At 43.8% G+C, this 20821-nt stretch carries 18 protein-coding genes; 10 read left to right on the top strand and 8 right to left on the bottom strand.

Features of this window, described 5'->3' with window-relative positions; all coding sequences use genetic code 11:
- Positions 1 to 77 precede the first annotated feature (77 nt).
- Positions 78 to 236, bottom strand: coding sequence for a hypothetical protein (locus QWZ13_RS14770; protein WP_290282461.1), 159 nt, complete (start codon positions 234 to 236; stop codon positions 78 to 80).
- Between the two features lie 269 nt (positions 237 to 505).
- Here QWZ13_RS14770 and gap point away from each other — a divergent pair, with 269 nt between their 5' ends.
- Complete coding sequence (gene gap / locus QWZ13_RS14765; RefSeq protein ID WP_290282460.1) at positions 506 to 1501, top strand: type I glyceraldehyde-3-phosphate dehydrogenase; 996 nt, start codon at positions 506 to 508, stop codon at positions 1499 to 1501.
- Between the two features lie 220 nt (positions 1502 to 1721).
- Here the strand turns inward: gap and QWZ13_RS14760 are convergent, their stop codons facing one another.
- Together QWZ13_RS14760 and pykF are read right to left on the bottom strand one after the other, a co-directional pair.
- A complete protein-coding gene (locus QWZ13_RS14760) occupies positions 1722 to 1904 on the bottom strand; it encodes a hypothetical protein (protein ID WP_290282459.1) in 183 nt (60 codons plus the stop codon).
- A gap of 183 nt (positions 1905 to 2087) precedes the next feature.
- Complete coding sequence (pykF, locus tag QWZ13_RS14755; RefSeq protein ID WP_290282458.1) at positions 2088 to 3497, bottom strand: pyruvate kinase PykF; 1410 nt, start codon at positions 3495 to 3497, stop codon at positions 2088 to 2090.
- Positions 3498 to 3618: 121 nt separating this feature from the next.
- Between pykF and QWZ13_RS14750 the strand changes: the two genes are divergently transcribed.
- Positions 3619 to 3744 carry a hypothetical protein gene (locus QWZ13_RS14750; RefSeq protein ID WP_290282457.1) on the top strand — a complete coding sequence of 42 codons (126 nt, stop codon included), beginning with the start codon at positions 3619 to 3621 and terminating at the stop codon, positions 3742 to 3744.
- A gap of 174 nt (positions 3745 to 3918) precedes the next feature.
- Here QWZ13_RS14750 and aceF read toward each other — a convergent pair whose 3' ends face one another.
- The 4 genes from aceF to hexR all read right to left on the bottom strand — a co-directional run bounded on the left by aceF (position 3919) and on the right by hexR (position 11442).
- Positions 3919 to 5829 carry a pyruvate dehydrogenase complex dihydrolipoyllysine-residue acetyltransferase gene (aceF, locus tag QWZ13_RS14745; protein ID WP_290282456.1) on the bottom strand — a complete coding sequence of 637 codons (1911 nt, stop codon included), beginning with the start codon at positions 5827 to 5829 and terminating at the stop codon, positions 3919 to 3921.
- 21 nt (positions 5830 to 5850) lie between these two features.
- Positions 5851 to 8511, bottom strand: a complete 2661-nt coding sequence (gene aceE / locus QWZ13_RS14740) for a pyruvate dehydrogenase (acetyl-transferring), homodimeric type (RefSeq protein WP_290282455.1) — start codon at positions 8509 to 8511, stop codon at positions 5851 to 5853.
- A gap of 191 nt (positions 8512 to 8702) precedes the next feature.
- Positions 8703 to 10154 (bottom strand): pyruvate kinase, encoded by a 1452-nt coding sequence (gene pyk, locus QWZ13_RS14735; RefSeq protein ID WP_290282454.1) that lies wholly within the window; start codon positions 10152 to 10154, stop codon positions 8703 to 8705.
- 175 nt (positions 10155 to 10329) lie between these two features.
- Entirely contained in the window at positions 10330 to 11442 is a 1113-nt protein-coding gene (gene hexR, locus QWZ13_RS14730) for a transcriptional regulator HexR (RefSeq protein ID WP_353958993.1), read from the bottom strand.
- A 32-nt stretch (positions 11443 to 11474) separates the two neighbouring features.
- Here hexR and glk point away from each other — a divergent pair, with 32 nt between their 5' ends.
- From glk to malQ, 3 genes are all read left to right on the top strand, one after another.
- On the top strand, positions 11475 to 12482 hold the full coding sequence (gene glk / locus QWZ13_RS14725) for a glucokinase (RefSeq protein WP_290282453.1): 1008 nt from the start codon (positions 11475 to 11477) through the stop codon (positions 12480 to 12482).
- A 27-nt stretch (positions 12483 to 12509) separates the two neighbouring features.
- Positions 12510 to 13133 carry a bifunctional 4-hydroxy-2-oxoglutarate aldolase/2-dehydro-3-deoxy-phosphogluconate aldolase gene (locus QWZ13_RS14720; RefSeq protein WP_215999520.1) on the top strand — a complete coding sequence of 208 codons (624 nt, stop codon included), beginning with the start codon at positions 12510 to 12512 and terminating at the stop codon, positions 13131 to 13133.
- Positions 13134 to 13296: 163 nt separating this feature from the next.
- Positions 13297 to 15489 carry a 4-alpha-glucanotransferase gene (gene malQ / locus QWZ13_RS14715; RefSeq protein WP_290282452.1) on the top strand — a complete coding sequence of 731 codons (2193 nt, stop codon included), beginning with the start codon at positions 13297 to 13299 and terminating at the stop codon, positions 15487 to 15489.
- Positions 15490 to 15558: 69 nt separating this feature from the next.
- Here the strand turns inward: malQ and QWZ13_RS14710 are convergent, their stop codons facing one another.
- A complete protein-coding gene (locus QWZ13_RS14710) occupies positions 15559 to 15693 on the bottom strand; it encodes a hypothetical protein (RefSeq protein ID WP_290282451.1) in 135 nt (44 codons plus the stop codon).
- Between the two features lie 60 nt (positions 15694 to 15753).
- On the opposite strand from QWZ13_RS14710, the gene QWZ13_RS14705 reads away from it, so the two are divergent.
- From QWZ13_RS14705 to queF, 5 genes are all read left to right on the top strand, one after another.
- The gene (locus QWZ13_RS14705) at positions 15754 to 16848 is read left to right on the top strand and encodes an ABC transporter ATP-binding protein (protein ID WP_290282450.1); all 1095 of its coding nucleotides are present in this window, start codon (positions 15754 to 15756) and stop codon (positions 16846 to 16848) included.
- Between the two features lie 111 nt (positions 16849 to 16959).
- On the top strand, positions 16960 to 18195 hold the full coding sequence (locus QWZ13_RS14700) for a DUF4032 domain-containing protein (RefSeq protein WP_290282449.1): 1236 nt from the start codon (positions 16960 to 16962) through the stop codon (positions 18193 to 18195).
- A gap of 68 nt (positions 18196 to 18263) precedes the next feature.
- Complete coding sequence (locus QWZ13_RS14695; protein ID WP_290282448.1) at positions 18264 to 19202, top strand: ABC transporter ATP-binding protein; 939 nt, start codon at positions 18264 to 18266, stop codon at positions 19200 to 19202.
- Positions 19199 to 19969: an ABC transporter permease gene (locus QWZ13_RS14690; protein WP_215999525.1), complete on the top strand. Its 771-nt coding sequence runs from the start codon at positions 19199 to 19201 to the stop codon at positions 19967 to 19969. Before QWZ13_RS14695 ends, QWZ13_RS14690 begins: the two co-directional genes overlap by 4 nt.
- Before the next feature lie 24 nt (positions 19970 to 19993).
- A complete protein-coding gene (gene queF / locus QWZ13_RS14685) occupies positions 19994 to 20821 on the top strand; it encodes an NADPH-dependent 7-cyano-7-deazaguanine reductase QueF (RefSeq protein WP_290282447.1) in 828 nt (275 codons plus the stop codon).

Genomic DNA, 20821 nt, shown 5'->3' with positions numbered 1-20821 from the left:
TTAAGGGAGAAGCACTAGCGTCACCGCAAATGTTTTGACCCTACCCGAAGCCAGCAGCTCGCAGCCTAAAACTCCGCTTAGGCGGCCAATGCCCATTGTTCGGTCGCTGTTTGTGCATCCATGCACCGCTTAACTTCGCCTTCCAGGCTCAGATTCCGATCAATGGGCAGTAGCCACCCAAGCTCAAAACGGTACCAATCTATATTTAATGGAGGGAGCGCTCGCAGGAAAGACACGTATGTTTTGACCCTACCCGAAGCCCGCAGCCCGAAGCCCAAAACACTCCAAAAAAACCCAAAAACTTTTCCCATGCAAAACGTGGTCAATTTACTAAACTGCTAGCTACACCACACTTTTATGCATTTTTGTTGTTATCTTTCAACATATTTGAGTGTATTTGCGCAGTATATGGTGAAAAAGGTTGACTATTTCGCTGAATTTTGTAATTTTACTACTTAATTGTTTTTACATAAATCACACACCTAATATAGGGGGTTTTAATACCATGGCTATTAAAGTAGGTATTAACGGTTTTGGCCGTATTGGTCGTTTCGTATTTCGCGCATCTTGTGAACGTGACGATATTCAAGTTGTTGCGATCAACGATTTAATTGATGTTGATTACATGGCTTACATGTTGAAATACGATTCTACTCACGGTCGATTTAACGGCACGGTAGAAGTTAAAGATGGCAACCTTGTTGTAAATGGCAATGTTGTTCGCGTAACGGCTGAACGCAACCCTGAAGACCTCGCTTGGGGCGATGTGGGTGTTGATGTAGTGGCTGAAGCGACAGGTATTTTCTTAACTGACGAATCCGCTCGTAAGCACATTCAAGCAGGTGCTAAGAAAGTTGTTCTTACAGGCCCTTCTAAAGACGCTACGCCTATGTTTGTTATGGGTGTTAACCATGAGACTTATGCGGGTCAAGACATCGTTTCTAATGCCTCTTGTACCACTAACTGCCTAGCACCCATTGCTAAGGTATTGAATGATAAGTGGGGCATTGAAAGTGGCCTTATGACAACGGTTCATGCAACTACAGCAACTCAAAAAACGGTTGATGGCCCATCTGTAAAAGATTGGCGTGGTGGTCGTGGCGCTTCTCAAAATATTATTCCTTCTTCAACAGGCGCAGCAAAGGCAGTTGGCGTTGTACTTCCTGAGTTGAACGGTAAGTTAACAGGTATGGCTTTCCGTGTACCGACAGCGAACGTCTCTGTTGTTGACTTAACGGTGAACCTATCTAAGCCTGCTACGTATGAAGAAATTTGTGCGGCCATGAAAGAAGCCTCTGAAGGCGATATGGCTGGCGTTATGGGTTACACAGAAGACGCAGTTGTTTCACAAGATTTCATTGGTGAAACAAAGACATCTGTATTTGATGCCGCTGCTGGTGTTGCACTAACTGACAAATTTGTGAAAGTTGTTTCTTGGTACGATAACGAGATTGGCTATTCAAATAAAGTGTTGGATTTGGCTGCTCATATTTCTAAGTAATCTGACCCAATTTTAAGTGTGGTAGACTTTAAAGCTTATACTTCGGTATAAGCTTTTTTTTTTGTTTCAGCATTTTATCTGAACTGACGAATCACTTTTGCTTGTTGCTCGGATCGTTGCTTCAAGTCATCTCCGAATTGCATAGTTTGGGCTGCGCTTTCGGCTAAGTCGGCTGTTAATGCTAAATCACTTTCTAAGCTACTGCTGATTTCATTTGCCGTTACAGATTGTTGAGTTGATTCACTGATTTTTCAGTATCATTCCTAGTAGCAACAGGAGATTCGGTTTTCTTGGTTGCACTGTTGAGGTTTTTTAGTCCAGCTTGAGTCTCTTCGTTGGCATCATTGGTTGACTCTGCTGTACCTTGAGCACTATTCGCAATCTCTTGAATAGAATTACTCAATTCTTGGACCGCGGCTGCGACTGAGTATTTTGAAAGTTTAGCTTAGTTTATAGCCAGAGTAGGCTGAGAGGAATAATTTATAAATTAATATTTAAAAAGTTTAAAAAATAAAAAAAGGCTTGCGAACAAGCCTTTTGTGGTTATACCGATTTATAGGTATAGGCGATTACGCCCTACCAAAAGTTAGTCTATAAAATGCACTGACATGGTATTGGTCGATGCAAATAAAGCGCCTCCAACAACGACAATAGGCTCGCCAGATTTAGCGAGATTATACTGAACGGCTTTTTCTTTGGCCTTTTCAAATATGCAATCGCTGTTCTCAAATGGCTCAACTACAGAAGTCGTTACGCCTTTAGTTAGGCATAATTGTTGAGCTGTCTTAGGGTCTCGCGTGAGCGCTAAAATTTGCGCTTTCGGGAAGTACTTACGGACTGATTTAACTGATTTACCATGCTGCGTAGCAACGACAATGACAGATGAATCTAAATCAACAGCTGTTTGCACGGCTGCTTTACACACAGATTCCGTGACGCGAAGTTCACCACCTTCTTCGTTGCTGATTCGCTCAACTTGCGACATGGCATCATCGGTACGCTCACAAATTTGTGCCATGATAGAAACAGTTTCTACAGGGTATTTACCTTTTGCTGATTCACCCGACAACATCACGGCATCGGTGCCATCGATGATTGCGTTTGCAACGTCACCAGCTTCGGCACGTGTGGGTCGAGGGTTCTTAATCATCGAGTCAAGCATCTGCGTTGCCGTAATAACGGGTTTACGAGCTTCAACACAGGCGCTAATCATCATTTTTTGTGCAAATATAACTTCTTCTACGGCTATTTCAACACCTAAGTCACCACGAGCTACCATGATGCCATCACTGGCTTCAAGAATCCCAGCGAAGTTATCAACACCTTCTTGGTTTTCGATTTTAGATATAATCTTAATTTGTTCGCCACCATTTGCGTTCAATAATGCACGAATTTCTTCAACATCCGAGGCTTTGCGGATAAACGAAGCCGCAACAAAGTCTACGCCTTGTCCGCAACCCCAAATGATGTCTGACCTATCTTTTTCTGATAGTGCCGGTAATTTAACGCTAACGCCTGGTAGGTTGACGCCTTTCTTATTGCCTAATTCACCAGTGTTCTCTACTCGACAAATAACATCATTGTCTTTAATTTCAGTGACAGTGAGTTCTAACAAACCATCGTCGAGTAAAACCGTATTGCCGACGCTTAAATCTTTGGTGAAATCAGGGTAGGTGACGGCCACTTTAGTGCTGTCGCCAACAACGCTTTGATCGGTGGTGAGCGTAAATGTTTGACCTGCATTGAGGAGAACATCGCCATCGGCTAGGTTCATTGTTCGAATTTCTGGACCTTTGGTGTCGAGAAGAATCGCAATTTTCTTGCCGGTTTCTTTAGATACTTCACGAACAGCTTGAATACGAGATCCGTGCTCTTCGTAATCACCGTGAGAGAAGTTGAGTCGCATGACATTCATGCCAGCATTGGCTAACTGAGTTAGCATCTCTTTAGATTCGGAAGCCGGTCCGATAGTACAAACGATCTTAGTCTTTCTCATGGTAAAGAAACCCCTTATGGAATGGTTACGTAATGATAGAACCCGCTAAACTTTAAATTATTATAATGTCACTTAGTTGGCGTTAAATTTTGGTAATACTACAAAATTTAGCTTGTATGCGGTGTTCATTATAAGTTTAGATTATGCCAAAAAAAACGCTAGTTGTCGCTATAAATGGCGTTTAAGGGAGCAAATAAAGGGTGCGATGGCTGTAATGCCTTTAAGTTACTGGGCTCATTCCAAGTAAAATAGGTGGGTGAATAGCGTATTTTTGTTGTTTAATTACAACAATTTATGATTTTTATAGATTGTTAATGCAGAAGCTCACCTAAAATTATGCCTTTTCATATTCGTCTTTGAGGCAAAAAAAAGCCAACGATGAACACGTTGGCTTTACATGAGCAGTTTTAGAAAATTGCTGTTATAGCACTAGCCTTCTCACATCAGCCATTACACTGGCTATGTAAGTAGTGAATTTTGCGGCATCAGCCCCATTAATCGCTCGATGATCGTATGAAAGCGACAACGGAGTGAATGTACGAGGAACAAATTCAGAACCGTTCCAATGCGGTTTCACGGCATTCTTAGAAACGCCTAGAATGGCCACTTCAGGAGCATTTACGATTGGTGTAAAGGCTGTTCCGCCTAATCCGCCCAGGCTGCTGACAGTGAAGCAACCGCCTTGCATTTCGTTTGGTTTCACTTTGCCATCTCGGCCGCGCTTTGCAAAATCAATGATTTCTTCAGCAATTTGCCAGATCGACTTCTTATCAGCATCTTTAATGACCGGAACTATTAAGCCGTTCGGAGTATCCACCGCAATGCCAATATTTACATAGTGCTTCTGCACCATGCGTTTACCGTCTGCCATGAGTGAAACGTTGAATTTCGGGAATTCTACTAAGCCCGAAGCACAAGCTTTTACAATGAAAGCAAGCGGACTGATTTTGACGCCTCGTTTTTCCATCTCAGGCTTTAAAGACTGTCGGAAACTTTCGGTGTCAGTGATGTCAGCTTCATCAAATTGCGTTACATGTGGGATGACCAACGCATTCCGCGTCATATTGACCGCAGTTATTTGTTGAATACGATTCATCTCAACAATATCGATATCGCCAAATTTCGAGAAATCTTGGTCTGGCACAGTTGGCAAAGCACCACCCACGGTTTCTTGCTTTGGCTCTTGTAAGCGCTTTTTAACCCATGCTGCCACATCGTCTTTTATAATACGGTTGCGTGGTCCTGTACCGGGCACTAGCGCTAAATCAACACCAAATTCGCGAGCCAAACGGCGCACAGCAGGGCCTGCATGAACGTTTTTGCTCGGTTTAACAGGGGCAGATTCATAGGCATGAGCTAATACAGCCGGTTGCTCTTCTGCTGCGGCTTTTGGAGAACTCGCCGGCGCTGCGCTAGACGTTTTAGCTGGCGCAGGGCTTTCAGGAGAAGACGATGTCGCCGATCCTTTTACTTTTACTTCTATTAGCAAATCACCTTGAGATACTTCGTCGCCATCAGAAACTTTTACCGCGGTAACTTCGCCTTCTACGGGAGAAGGAACATCCATAGAGGCTTTGTCAGACTCAAGAACTACTAAAGTGTCGTCAATACTCAATTGGTCACCCGGTTTAACGGCGATCTCAATGACTTTTGCGCTGTCCATGCCGATATCGGGAACTTTTACTTGTTCAACACTCGATTCAGCGGATGCTACCGGTGCTGATTCGGCCGTTTTCGATGGTGCAGGAGCCGAAGCTTCAGCGCCTGAAGACGCTGTTTTCAACTCGACTAAAATAGCGCCCTGAGAAACTTCATCGCCTTCTTTAACGCGAATCGCGACAACTTCACCGGCCTTGGGTGTCGGAACATCCATGGACGCTTTATCTGATTCTAAAACAACCAAAGTGTCATCTTCTGATAAGGTATCACCTACCTTCACAGCGATCTCAATAACATTCGCACTGTCCATACCAATGTCTGGTACCGCAATTTCTTCTACGCTACTAGAGGCTGGCGCATTGGCTGTGCTTTCTTCGCTATTGGATGCATCAGAAGCTTCCGCTTTTGGTGCCGAGTTTTCATTGGCATTGCTGGACCCTTCAACTTCAAGGTAAACCAACTCATCGCCTTCTTTAACTTCATCACCTTCGGCAATTTTAATTTGAGTTATTTTTCCAGACATAGGCGACGGAACATCCATTGACGCCTTGTCTGATTCTAGAACAATGAGAGTGTCGTCTTCATTGATCGTATCACCTATTTTTACTGCCACTTCGATGCAGGTGGCAGAATCCATACCGATATCGGGTACTCGGATTATTTCAGTTGTCATATAAGACTCCTAATTCCGCAATCACACTGTCATTGGGTTTGGTTTATTGATGTCTAGACCGAATTTTTCGATCGCCTGTGAGACGACTTTCGCTTCGATCGTTCCTTCATCTGCTAGCGCTTTTAACGCTGCTACGGTGACCCAATGGCGATCCACTTCAAAGAAGTGACGCAATTTCGCGCGAGAATCACTGCGTCCAAAACCATCGGTTCCTAAGACATGGTAATCTTGTGGCACCCATTTACGGATTTGGTTGGCGTAGTTTTTCATGTAATCACTGGCCGAAATAACCGGTCCACGACGCTTCGATAATGTCTTAGTGACATACGCCTCTTTTGGTTTAGATTCAGGGTTTAATAAATTGGTTCTATCAATATCTAAACCGTCGCGGGTCAGTTCGTTGTACGATGTAACCGCCCAAACATCGACTTGTACGTCAAAGTCGTTGCGCAAAATTTCTGCGGCTGCTCGAACTTCTTGCAAGATAGAACCAGACCCCATTAGCTGAACGGCTTTCTTGCCTTTTTTCACGCCATCTTCAAGCAAATACATGCCTTTCTTGATGCCTTCGGCCATTTTGTCATCGACCAAACCTGGGTTTTGGTAGTTTTCATTCAGCGTAGTGAGATAGTAGAAAACATTTTCTTGGTTTTCGACCATTCGGCGCATGCCTTCCTGGATGATCACGGCAACTTCATAACCATAGGTAGCATCGTAAGTGATGCAGTTTGGAATAGTGCCTGCCAATATATGGCTGTGACCATCTTGATGCTGCAAGCCTTCGCCGTTAAGAGTGGTACGACCAGACGTAGCACCAATTAAGAAGCCTCTGGCTTGTAGATCACCCGCCGCCCAAGCTAAGTCGCCGATGCGTTGGAAACCAAACATAGAATAATAAACGTAGAACGGAATCATTTGGTGGTTGTAAGTGCTGTAAGAGGTTGCAGCTGCAATCCAAGCACTCATAGCGCCAGCTTCGTTGATACCTTCTTGGAGTATTTGACCCTTGATGTCTTCTTTGTACCACATGACTTGGTTTTTATCTTGCGGGATGTACGTTTGCCCCCACGGAGAATAAATACCAAACTGACGGAACATGCCTTCCATACCGAAAGTACGTGCTTCATCAGGCACAATAGGAACAATACGATCACCAATGGTTTTATCTTTCATTAATTGCGACAACATACGAACAAAAGTCATGGTTGTCGAAATTTCACGCTCACCGCTTTCTTTGGTTAGCGCTTCAAACGTTTCAATACCTGGAATTTTAATTTTTTCAGCGGCGTTGATGCGTCGTGCTGGAATGTAACCGCCTAGGTTGTTGCGGTGGTTACGAATGTATTGCATCTCAGGGCTGTTCTCGCTTGGACGATAGAATGGAATCTTCCCATCTTCTAAGTCTTTGTCGCTAATAGGAACACCACAGCGATCACGGAACGTTTTTAGATCATCGACCGATAGCTTTTTCAACGAGTGAGTCATGTTTTTCGCTTCACCCGCTTCGATGCCGTATCCTTTAACGGTATGCGCTAAAATTACCGTTGGTTTGCCATTGTTGTCGCTTACGGCTTTTTGGAAAGCGGCATAAACTTTATACGGATCGTGCCCACCTCGGTTTAGGCGATAAATTTCTTCATCGGACATATCTTTAACCAGGTCAGCCAGCTCAGGGTATTTTCCAAAGAAGAATTCACGCGTGTACGCACCGCCATGAGATTTGTAGGCTTGTAATTCGCCATCAACGACTTCGTCCATGCGCTTTTGCATGAAACCTTTCTTGTCTTTAGCAAACAGTTGATCCCAATGTCGACCCCAGACAACTTTAACGACATTCCAACCCGCGCCACGGAACATGCCTTCAAGTTCTTGAATGATTTTTCCGTTTCCACGAACAGGGCCGTCTAAGCGCTGAAGGTTACAGTTGATCACAAAGTTTAAGTTATCAAGATTTTCGCGTCCAGCTAACGAAATGGCACCCAATGATTCTGGCTCATCCATTTCTCCGTCGCCTAAGAAAGCCCAAACACGACCCCCTTTGTCGATCTTTTCACGGTTTTCCATATAACGCATTACATGGGCTTGGTAAATGGCTTGAATAGGACCTAAGCCCATCGAAACCGTTGGGAATTGCCAGTAGTCTGGCATTAACCATGGGTGAGGGTAAGAGGACAGACCTTTACCGTCTACTTCACGGCGGAAATTCTCAAGCTGCTCGTCGGTTAAACGGCCTTCAACATAAGAGCGTGCATAAATACCCGGAGCAATGTGACCTTGGAAATAAATCATATCACCTGGATGGGTTTCGGTTGGTGCACGCCAAAAATGGTTGAAACCAATATCGTATAAGGTTGCAGAAGATTGGAAACTTGAAATATGGCCGCCTAAGTCATCGCCAGATTTATTGGCTTTAACTACCATTGCTACCGCATTCCAACGAATCATCGCACGGATTTTTCGCTCCGTTTCATTATCGCCTGGGTACTTTGGCTCATCTTCAAGCTTAATGGTATTGCGAAACGGCGTGTTGATTGCAAACGGAACGTCTGAGCCTCCGTCTGTTACTTGGTCCGATAATCGCTTTAATAAGAATTGCGCTCGATTATTACCTTCTTCACGTACGACTGATGCCAGTGCATCTAGCCATTCCTGTGTTTCGATAGGATCTAAATCATGTTCCATAGGTTAATACCCTCTTGCCCCAATGGTGTGTTTCAAACATCTATGTTTGTCATTTAATCAGTTTACTTTAGCTAACTTACGCCATTTAGCGAGTTAAAGAAAACTGGCGAAATTACGCTTTTTTCTGTCCCAAAAACGCCAAACGGCAGCCGAGGCTGCCGTTTGGGAAATGTTATTTAACGGACGCCTTTTTACAGTATATTGCCAACACTTACAATCTTAAATGTATTGCTGCCGCCATGGACGCCCGAATGATCGCCATAACTTAAGATGACTAAATCGCCATCTTTAACCAGATTTCGTTTTTTTAATTCATCAACAGCGGCTTTGTTAATTTGTTTGTCTTCGATACTAAATAAATCAAATGGAATGGCTTCAACGCCACGATACAAAGACACGCGACTTTGTGTTGCTTCATGGCGAGTCAGTGCATAAATAGGCATGCCAGAACTGATTCGTGACATCCATTTAGCCGTGGAACCCGATTCGGTCATGGCAATTATAGCTTTGACGCCGCGAAGATGATTAGCCGCATACATGACAGTCATGGCTATCGTTTCGTCAATGCGCTTAAACTCAGAGCCCAATCGGTGTCGAGACTCGGTAGTCAATTTGTGCTTTTCGGCTCCGATGCAAATATCACTCATGGCTCGGACCGTTTCTAATGGATATTTGCCGGCAGCGGTTTCAGCAGAACACATAATAGCATCTGTGCCATCTAGCACTGCGTTAGCGACATCAAACACCTCGGCTCTAGTTGGAAACGGGTGCTCTATCATCGATTCCATCATTTGAGTCGCGGTTATGACTATTCTGTCTAATGTGCGTGCTCGTTTAATAATGTGCTTTTGTACGGCTATTAATTCCGGGTCGCCAATCTCAACACCTAAGTCACCGCGTGCAACCATCACTGCCTCAGACGCTAAGATAATGTTGTCTAAGTTTTCATGATCGAGAACGGCTTCCGCTCGCTCTAGCTTAGCCACTAATTCTGCGCTTGAACCGGCCGCATTGAGCAATTGCCTTGCTTCATGCATGTCTTTAGGGCCGCGCGGAAATGATACGGCTAAATAATCGGCCTCAAGCTCGGCAGCTAACTTAATGTCTTCTTTATCTTTTTCAGTTAAGGCGGCCGCCGAAAGCCCACCGCCTAGCTTGTTGATCCCTTTGTTATTAGACAGCGGGCCACCTTGGATGACCGTAGTATGTACGGCATTGCCTACTATTTCAGTGACTTTTACTCGAACACGTCCGTCATCTAAAAGGTAAACATCGTCCGGTTTGCTGTCGTGCGCTAACTCTGGGTAATCAATGCCAACTATTGATTCTGAGCCTTCGTTTTTATCGAAATCGGCGTCAAGGATAAAAGATTGGTTGTTTTGAAGTTGGACGGTTTTGTTGTCTTTAAATTTAGCGATACGAATCTTTGGGCCTTGCAAGTCGGCTAGAATCGCAACAGAAATACCTAATTTTTTAGAAATAGATCGAACGGCTAATGCTCGCTGACGGTGTTGTTCCGCGTCGCCATGAGAGAAATTTAGACGAACTGTATTGGCACCGGCTATCAGTAGTTGCTCTAAAACACCCTCTGCATCGGTGGCTGGGCCAAGCGTGGTGACAATTTTAGTGCGTCTTAAGGTCATTCTTTTGGCTCTCTTGTTCAATTTTTATATGAAAAAAACCAATGGAGTCTACTACAGTACAAGCAATAATAAGTTGATTTTGTAATTTTATTACAATTAGATTCGATTCTCAAACGAATCACACCTGCAAATTGAGTTAAGCAGGTGTGGGTATAAATAGTGAGAAAAGAAGGGATCAGTCGCTTTGTTCTTCTTGAAAACGCGTTTCAGACAGAGCGGCTTTAATTCGCTTGAGATGGCTTTGAAATTCGGGACCTAGCTTTAAGGTAACGCCAGTCGCTAACACATCCAAGATAGTTAAGTGCACTAATCGAGACGTCTGTGGAGTATAGATGTCGGTGTTTTCAGGGCTATCAACGCCTAACAAAATATGGCTGCTGTTAGCCAGTGGTGTATGCGGAGAGGTTAATGCTATAACCGTTGCGCCAGAATCTTTGGCGATCTTTGCTGTTTCTACCAAGGAAATTGTTCGACCCGTATTGGAAATAATAACTACGACATCGCCAGGCTTGGTAGCGGCTGCGGCCATTCTTTGTTGTAGAACATCGATATAGGCGACACAAGGCGTGTTTAAACGGAAAAATTTATTCTGGGCATCCATCACAACTGAGCCTGATGCGCCTAATCCGTAAAACTCTATTCTTCTTGCTTGTGAAAGCGCATCAACCGTACGGCTTAACGCATTTGGGTCTATGGAGCGTTTGGCATCGCTGATAGCGCTCACGGTTGCTTCAAATATTTTACTGCTGTAGTCCTCGACACGATCATCAGGCTCAACATTTCGGTTAACGTAAGGGGTTCCGGTCGCCAAGCATTGCGCGAGTTTCAATTTAAAATCTGGAAAACCTGTACAGTCTAATGACCGGCAAAAGCGATTCACGGTAGGTTCTGATACGTCAGCTGATTTTGCTAAGCTGGCTATACTGGAGCGAATCGCTTTGTTGGGATCTTGTAATATTACGACCGCCACTTTGCGTTCGCTTTTGCTTAAAACGCTTGGGTTCGATTTGAGGCGATCTAGTATATTTGTGGCCATTATAATTGTATTCCGAACAGTGGGTCTTCGGTAGATTGTAGGGAATATCAGTAGTCGAGGTAAAGCAAAAAGGCGATAGATTTCCGTTTTATATAAACTAAGTTCGAATATTGTGAACAAAGAAGCCCGCTCGCATGAAACCATGGGCTTTAGTATGGGCTTAAATTTTAGATTTTTGGTAATTAAGTTACTAGATAATGCTATAAAAAGTGGCAATGGCGACCTTAATTGAAATATAGTTACAAAAAGCATTTCAATTTTTAACTTTATAAGGGTTTTACATAATGACTCAGTATGGATTAATCGCGGATATTGGCGGCACTAATGCTCGGTTCGCGCTAGCGCCTATCAAAAGTTTTGAACATCCCCATTTACTGAGTTTGTCTGAAAGTGAGCTTGTTGCCCCGAAGGCCTTAAACGGCGCAGAATATGAAACGATTGAAGCCGCCATTTTAGCCTATCTATCGGGCCTTGATAAAGAATACTCAAAACCTAAGCATGCGGTTATGGCAATTGCCTGCCCAACGGACAAAGACCAAATCACCATGACCAATCACACCTGGTCATTCTCGGTTTCTGCGCTCAAAGCGAGTTTAGGATTAGTGAGCTTAAAATTCATTAATGATTACAATGCAATGGCAAACGCTATTCCGCATTTGGCCGCTGACGAATTAGTGAAAGTAGGGCGTGGTGAAGCCGTAGTTGGCAAACCGATGGCAATTACAGGTCCGGGAACAGGGTTGGGTTTGGCTGCGTTGGCCTTTAATGATTTAGGACCTATCACCATAGAAACAGAAGGTGGGCATGCTCACTTTGCCCCAACGAATGAAAAAGAAATCGCCATATTGCAGTATCTATTGACCAAGCATGATCGAGTCTCGAACGAGCGATTAGTGTCTGGCATGGGTTTAGAAAATATTTATCAAGGGCTTTGTTATTTTAATAAGCAACCCATTGTAGAATTAACGGCACCTGAAATTTCGAAAAGAGCGCTTGAGCAAGCAGATCCGATAGCCGAAGAAGCTTTATCTACGTTTTGCGCAATCACAGGAAGTTACGCCGGTGATGTGGCCTTAACCCTTGGAGCAAAAGGCGGTGTGTATATTACGGGTGGTATTGTGCCGCGTTTTCTAGACTATTTCTTGGAAAGCGAGTTTCGAGCTCGGTTCGAAGAAAAAGCGAGGTTGTCGGGATTTGTTGAGAGCATTCCAACGTACGTTGTTATGGCGAAGCAACCAGGTTTGTTGGGCTCGGCGGCGGTATTGAATCATCAAGTTCATACTCAGAATTAAAATGCGAAGTACATTGAGATTGGTAAAATGAGTAAAGAAATTGAGGCAATCCTGGCGCTCGCAGCGCCTGTGATTCCAGTGTTAACTGTAAATCGAGTGGAAGATGCGCTGCCTTTAGCGATGGCGCTAAAACAAGGTGGTATTCGTGTAATTGAAGTTACCCTAAGAACGGACGCTGCCATGAATGCCATAGCCGAAATGAAAAAAATCGACGGGCTACTCATTGGTGCAGGTACGGTAACTCGCGAAGGCCAATTGCATGAGTTGTTATCGATAGGGGCAGACTTTGCCGTCAGCCCCGGTGCAACGCCAAAGTTATTGGAAGCTGGAAAGCGTGTCGGTGTGCCTTTTTTACCGGCCATTTCAAGTGTGTCGGATATGATGCAAGGTATTGAGCTCGGGTATCGTTGCTTTAAATTTTTTCCAGCCGAGGCCGCCGGTGGTGTGGAGTCGCTTAAATCTTTTGCTGGTCCATTTCCGGATGTATCTTTTTGCCCTACGGGTGGCATTACAGAGGCTAACTTTAAACACTATCTCGAGCTTCCGAGTGTGCTTTGTGTCGGAGGGTCTTGGCTGGTGCCTGCCGATGCCATTAATCAGCAAGACTGGTCTCGTGTAACTCAATTAGCTCAAAGTGCCTTGGGAAAGTAAACAGTGGCGTTCTAGATTTAGAAACTCCACCTGATGAAAAATCCCACCTTAAAAGATAATTTCTTACGCGCGCTCTTTCTAATAGTGCTCTAAAATGCCTCAATAAATTGGATAATTGTACAACCAAGATTGACGACGTTGTGCATAAACAAAGGGGTTATCAATGGCAAACTATGAGCTTTCATCTAAAGTTGCTCATCTGCGTCACGTTTCAAATAAATTTGTAGATTATCTTGGTAATGAAGCTGACGTTGCGTTTGAAAATATAGAGTTAATTCTACGCGCAATGGGTTACAACCTTGACGATGATGAAGCTTTAAGTGTGCAAGCTACGCAATTAGATACACATCAGTGGTTAACTTTACTCGAACCAATTACTGTGTTGTCTCCATTACGTGATTCTTGGGGTGTTAATTTGTACATCACCAGCCAAGATTTAATGACTCCTTCTAACTGGCAAATTTCCTTTGAAGACGGAAGTACTTTAGAGAGTGTTGTGCATTTAGATATGCTGACTCAAACCGGTGATTATTGGATGGGTGAGACACAATATGTACGAAGACTTCTCACGTTGCCGCCAGATTTACCCTTAGGATATCACCAAATTAAAGTTGTCGTTGGTGATCGGGTAGAAACTCGCCCGCTTATTGTCACCCCTAAAACCAGCTTTCAGTCTGAGCCAATGGCCAGAGGTGATAAAATTTGGGGTACAGCGATTCAGCTATATACCTTGCGCTCCGACAGCAACTGGGGGATGGGAGATTTCACCGACCTGGCTCAGCTTATAGAAGATTTAGCCGCCCAAGGCGCTGATGTCATTGGATTAAATCCTATTCACGCGCTTTATCCAATCAGTCCAGATCACAACAGTCCATATTCTCCTTCGAATCGAAGTTTTTTGAACAGCTTGTATGCGGATGTGACGAAGGTGCCAGAGTTTAAGCACTCTAAAGCCTTGCAAAAAAAGGTCAGTTCAAAGGTGTTTAATGAGCGTCTAAAGCAGCTTAGAGCTGTTGAAGATGTAGACTATCAGGGCGTGAGTGCCGCAAAACATGAATGCTTTGAATTGCTGTATCAAACCTATTTGAAAGAGCACCACGGCACTGGCTCGGCGCGAGAACAGGCCTTCAATGCATTTGTAGAGCAACAAGGTGAGCCACTAGTGCAGCACGCACTGTTTGAAGCATTGCTGGCTCACTTTAAAGCGCTCGATATTAATGCCTGGGGTTGGCCGGTTTGGCCGGATGCCTATAAAGACCATCGCTCTGCAGAAGTTAAAGCCTTTAAAAAAGAAAACCAAGAAGCTATTCGCTACTGGCAATACTTGCAATTTATTACCGATGAGCAGCTGCAAGCGGTAGATGCGTTAGCGAAACAGTTAGGCATGAAAATCGGGATATACCGTGATTTAGCCGTCGGGGCAGACAAGGGTGGCGCTGAAATCTGGTCGAATAAAGAAAGCTTTTGCTTAGATGCCTCGGTGGGAGCACCGCCTGATGCCTTAGGACCAAACGGCCAAAACTGGGGCTTGCCTCCGTTAGACCCTGTTAAACTAAAAGATAATGCTTACAGTACGTTTATTACATTGCTGCGAAATAACATGAGGGCATGTGGTGCACTCCGCATAGATCATGCTATGTCTCTTTTGCGTTTATGGTGGTGCCCACCTGGCAAAACGGCCGCCTACGGTACTTATGTTTATTACGATATGTTCGATATGCTCGGCATTTTAAATTTAGAGTCGCAGCGTAACCAATGTTTGGTGATTGCTGAAGATTTAGGAACGGTACCGGATGAAGTGACGGAGTTTTTCCCGAAAGCAGAGCTTTATTCGAATAAGGTGTTCTATTTTGAAATAGCGGAGCAAGGGTGTACGGAACCTGCGGACTACGCGAGCAAAGCATTGGCGATTGTGTGTAACCATGATATGCCAACGCTCAAAGCGTTTTGGAATAAAAGTGACCTTGCGCTACGCTGGGAGCTGGGTATGTTCGGTTCAGAGCAAGACTACACTGCAGAGCAAGTTACCCGCGATACAAATAAGCAGCATATTTTAACCCTGTTAAAGCGGTATAATCGATTACCGAGCACCGTGTCGAGCGAAGTAGAGCAAGTACCTGAAATGACAGAAGCACTCTGCATGGCGATACATGCGCAGTTAGCCGAGGTAAATTCGCAAATAGTCGCGGTACAGCTAGAAGATCTCATGCTGATTAATAAGCCAGTGAATATTCCAGGAACCAGTTCTGAGTATCCGAATTGGCGTAGAAAACTTTCAAAAAGTACCGAAGCTCTCTTCAAACAACCGGAAATTGTTCAATTTTGTAAATCTTTGAATAAAATCCGAGCAAATTAGGTTAAATAACGTTGTTGTGGATTATTTTGCGTCATTGACTCTTCTGAAAGCCCCATAAAGTGGGGCTTTTTAATATAGGGTGTCAATTGGTAGTTTAATTACAGGTGTTTGGAAAAAGTTCGACATGAAATTCGAATTGTGCTGTAATAAAACAACAAAAATAAAAGCGGTATCTATGCGAACCCTCAGGGGGTAAGCATGCACGGGCTCTCATCCTCTGAGAAGATGAGTAGACGAGTTGAATCGACAAACGAGTAAACACTAATGGCGAGTATTAAATTCGAGAACGTTATAAAAAGTTACGGTGATGTGAACATCATTAAAGGGCTAGACCTAGAGATTCAAGATAAAGAATTCATGGTTCTGGTTGGACCCTCTGGCTGCGGTAAATCTACAACATTACGCATGATTGCAGGGCTAGAAGAAATCACCGACGGAAAACTCTACATTGGTGACCGAGTTGTAAATACGGTTCACCCAAAAGATCGTGATGTGGCGATGGTGTTTCAAAGTTATGCGCTATACCCGCACATGACCGTTTTCGAAAACATCGCTTTCGGTTTGCGTTTGCGTAAAATGGATAAAAATGAAATTGATCGTCTGGTGACTGAAGCCGCTGAAACCTTAGGTTTAGCTCAGTTATTAGATAGAAAACCAAAGGCGCTTTCTGGTGGCCAGCGCCAGCGTGTTGCTTTAGGCCGTGCGATTGTTCGTAAGCCTTCAGTATTTTTGTTCGATGAGCCACTTTCGAACTTAGATGCCGAGTTACGTGTGCAAATGCGTGCCGAAATTGCGAACCTGCAAAAGCGATTAGGTATTACCGCTGTTTACGTGACCCATGACCAAGTTGAAGCAATGACCATGGGTGACCGTATTGCTGTTTTACACGACGGCCATTTACGTCAAGTGGGCACGCCATTAGATTTGTACGATACGCCAGCGAACGTTTTTGTGGCCCAATTTATTGGTACGCCAAATATGAACGTTCTAACAATGACGGTTTCAGAAGATGGCAAACAGTTAGTCAGTGAGTGCGTTACTTTTAATACTCCAGAGGCATGGAAAGAAGGTGTTGAAGCACGTAAAGGTAAGCAAGTTGTCGTTGGTTTCCGTCCTGAGTTTGTCCGTGAAGCTCAAGAACACGAATGGAAAAACGTGGCAAACATTACGGGTAATGTGAGTATTGTAGAAACTTTAGGCCACGAAGTTGTGGTTCACTTTACCGTTGCGGGTGAAAAAGCGCCTTTTATTGCTAAAATGGACGTTCATAAAACGCCTAAAATGGGCGATGAAGTGGCTTTACATGTTAATGCGGATAAATTGCATATTTTTGATGCCGAAACGCAAGAGCGTCTATAGTACAGGTATGTTAGTGTAGAAGTTGAATCATAAAAGCCGACGATAATGTCGGCTTTTTTAATGGTTTCGGTTTAAATCAATGTACAGTTGTATACATAAAGTGAGCCTAAAATGAAATTTCAGATAGCGTCACCCAGTCATTACTTTACAGACTTAAGGCTGCCATGGTCTCGCCATCTTAATGAGTGGCCGGAATCGTTGTTTGTTGAGGTTGCCCGAGGAATACATCGAAACGTTGTTAAATTTATCAGCCACAAAGAACGTGTGTATGCACTTAAAGAATTGGCAACACCGATAGCAACAAAAGAATACCGGTTACTGCGCGAACTAGAAGAAATGGGATTACCGGTGGTAGAGCCTGTGGGTTTGGTGACGCATCGAAATGAAAATATCCAAGAAGCCAGCTCGCATTTAGTTACGTCAGAACGCCATTTTGATATGAAAGGCCGAGGCTTATTAATCACAAATTATTTAGTCGGGGCTCTTCCTTATAGAATTATAATTCAACAAGGCATTAGCCCGGCTCAAATGCACCAAATGCTGGATGCTTTGGCCGAATTATTGGTTCGATTGCATTTGTCAGGGTTTTACTGGGGCGATTGCTCTTTCTCGAACGCATTGTTTAGGCGCGATGCTGGACTCATGGCGGCCTATTTAGTGGATGCCGAAACCGGTGAGCTTATGGACGAAGTGTCGCAAAACCGACGTGAATTTGATGTCGATATTGCGCATACAAATATTGCGGGAGATTTAATGGATCTGGAAGCATCCGTTGGGTTACCCGGAAATCTTGATCCAGTTGATTTGTCCGATTATCTCGTGGAACGCTATAACTTGCTTTGGGCTGAGTTAACGCGCGATGAAGTGTTCGACCCAGAAGACCAATACCTAATAGAGAAGCGAATTGGTCGATTAAACGACTTAGGGTTCGATGTAGAAGAGATGGAAATCACCACCGTCGACAACGGAAAGCAGGTTCGAATGGTGCCTAGAGTCGTGGAGCACTGGCATCATAAAAGAAGGTTGGCTTCTTTAACGGGCTTGCAAGTGCAAGAAAACCAAGCCCGCCGGTTGCTCAATAGCCTGTATCGCTACAAAGTCACCTTGTCTGAGCAGGCCGGTTCAGAAGTACCATTGCCGGTAGCAGCCTATCGTTGGTTATCTGAAATATTCAACCCCGCCGTTCAGGAAATTCCGTCTCACTTAAAAGGTGACTTGGATGATGCTGAGATGTTCCATGAAATTCTCGAGCATCGTTGGTATTTGAGCGAGGAAAAAGGACACGACGTTGGAATGGAGTGTGCCTCTCGAAGCTATATAGATAACGTGCTGTCAAAGCGATTTTAATAATACATGTTGAACTTTGTTGAATCAGACCCATATTGGGTCTTCCTTTTGGTAAAAGTAGGGCCGCTATGTCGAATGCATTAGAAATTTCTCAGCTAGAAAAAGTCTATGAAAATGGTTTTCGTGCTTTAAAAGGCATCGACTTAGCCGTACAGGAAGGTGATTTCTTTGCATTGTTAGGTCCGAATGGCGCAGGTAAGTCGACATCGCTGGGTATTGTTTCCTCTTTGGTGAATAAATCTGCTGGTAATGTGAAGGTATTTGGTTATGACCTAGATACACAGCGTGAGCAAGTAAAAAGATGTTTAGGGATTGTGCCTCAAGAATTTAACTTTAACTCATTCGAAAAAGTAGAGGACATCATCATTCAGCAGGCAGGCTACTATGGTTTGCCCAGAAAACTTGCCAAAGAAAGAACCGAAAAATATCTCAAAAAACTCGATTTATGGGATAAGCGAAGCACTCAGGCGCAACGATTATCGGGTGGTATGAAGCGCCGATTAATGATTGCCCGTGCCTTGGTTCATGAACCCAAAATGCTCATTTTAGATGAACCAACGGCGGGTGTTGATATAGAAATTCGCCGCTCGATGTGGACTTTTTTGAAAGAGCTCAACGCTCAAGGCACAACCATAATATTAACGACGCACTATTTAGAAGAAGCGGAAAGCTTATGTCGAAATATCGCTATCATCGGCCAAGGTAGTATCATTGCCCAAGGGCGAACGAAGGAATTACTTAAAGAGAAAAATAAATCGACCTTTGTTGCCGATTTAACCGGTGAGTGTGCAGAGGTCCCTGAGTCTTTAGCACCATTCGATGCACGCCTAGTAGATAACACCAGTTTAGAATTTAGCTTACAAAAAGGTCGCAGTTTGAACACAATATTTTCAGCACTTTCAGAGGTTGGGTTAGAAGTGAATAGCATTCGACCAAAAACTAATCGGTTAGAAGAGTTGTTTATTGATTTAACTGGGAAAGAGCAAGTTAAGGAGACCGCATTATGAGTCATCCATATTGGGTCGCATTTTGGTCTATCGTCTATAAAGAAGTAAAACGATTCCTTAGAATTTGGCCACAGACATTACTGCCGCCTGCGATAACAATGGTGCTTTATTTTGTGATTTTTGGAAACCTAATCGGCTCCCGTATTGGTGAAATGGATGGTTTCGATTACATGCAGTTTATTGTACCCGGGCTGATCATGATGTCTGTGATCACCAACGCCTATGGGAATGTAAGCTCCAGTTTTTTCTCAAATAAATTCCAGCGATCTATTGAAGAATTACTTGTTGCTCCTGTCCCTAATTGGATTATTTTAGCTGGGTTTGTCATTGGCGGGGTGGCGCGCGGGCTTGCTTGCGGGTTAATTGTTACCGCTCTCTCGTTGTGGTTTACAGACCTACACGTTCATAACATTTGGGTCACCTTATCGGTGATACTATTAACTGCGATTGTCTTTGCTACCGCCGGTTTGATCAACGCAATTTTCGCTACTAAATTTGATGACGTGACCATAGTACCAACATTCATCTTAACGCCATTAACCTATTTAGGTGGCGTTTTTTATTCGGTTTCTTTATTGCCTGAGCTTTGGCAGTGGGTCAGTAAACTGAATCCAATTCTATACATGGTAAACACTTTTCGATATGGCATCATAGGTATTACCGATATACCGGTAGGCATTGCATATATTATGTTGGCTATATTTGTATTGGTGTTAGGCGGATGGGCGCTCCATTTGTTAAATACCGCAAAAGGGCTACGCTCTTAAATATTCGTTAACATAGAGGTTAATATGGCAACGCCAGAACAATCACCGTTGGGAAAATCCAGTGCCTACATAGATCAGTACGATCCTTCTTTGCTGTTCCCTATTCCTAGAATTGAGAAGCGCCTTGAGCTGGGTATTGAGGGCGAGCTTCCCTTTTCAGGAGTCGATATTTGGAATGCTTACGAGTTATCGTGGTTGAATTTAAAAGGCAAACCAGTGGTGGCGTTGGCTGAATTTTTTATTCCAGCAAGCTCACCAAATTTGATTGAGTCAAAATCGTTTAAGCTTTATTTAAACAGTTTTAATCAATCTAAGTTCGATTCTTTGCAATCCGTGCAAAATAAATTAGAGGCTGATTTATCGAGTGCAGCGGGTGCTGAGGTGCACGCTACTGTCGTGTATTTGCATCAGGCGGGCCATTCGGCTGATATTGGTACTATTGAAGCGCAATGCATTGATGATCATGATGTCGATATTGAGCACTATCAAACTCTACCTAATATGCTGGTGGCAAATAGCGAGGTATTAGTCACTGAAAGACTAATATCGCACTTGTTAAAATCCAACTGCTTAGTTACAGGTCAGCCAGACTGGGGCAGTGTTGTGATTGAGTACACTGGACCGAAAATAGATCAGCAGGCGTTACTTAAATATTTAATATCGTTTAGGCAGCACAATGAGTTTCATGAACAATGCGTGGAGCGCATATATACAGATTTAATGGCGCAGTGTCATTGCGAGTCGCTTTCTGTATATGCAAGGTACACGCGCCGAGGTGGCTTGGATATTAATCCGTTTCGTTCCAATGTAGAGGGTGCTCAGCCTGAGAACATTCGATTGGTTCGGCAATAA

It is taken from the genome of Reinekea marina (genome assembly GCF_030409715.1).
In the GTDB taxonomy this organism is placed as follows: domain Bacteria; phylum Pseudomonadota; class Gammaproteobacteria; order Pseudomonadales; family Natronospirillaceae; genus Reinekea; species Reinekea marina.
This window is presented reverse-complemented; position numbering and strand designations above follow the sequence as displayed.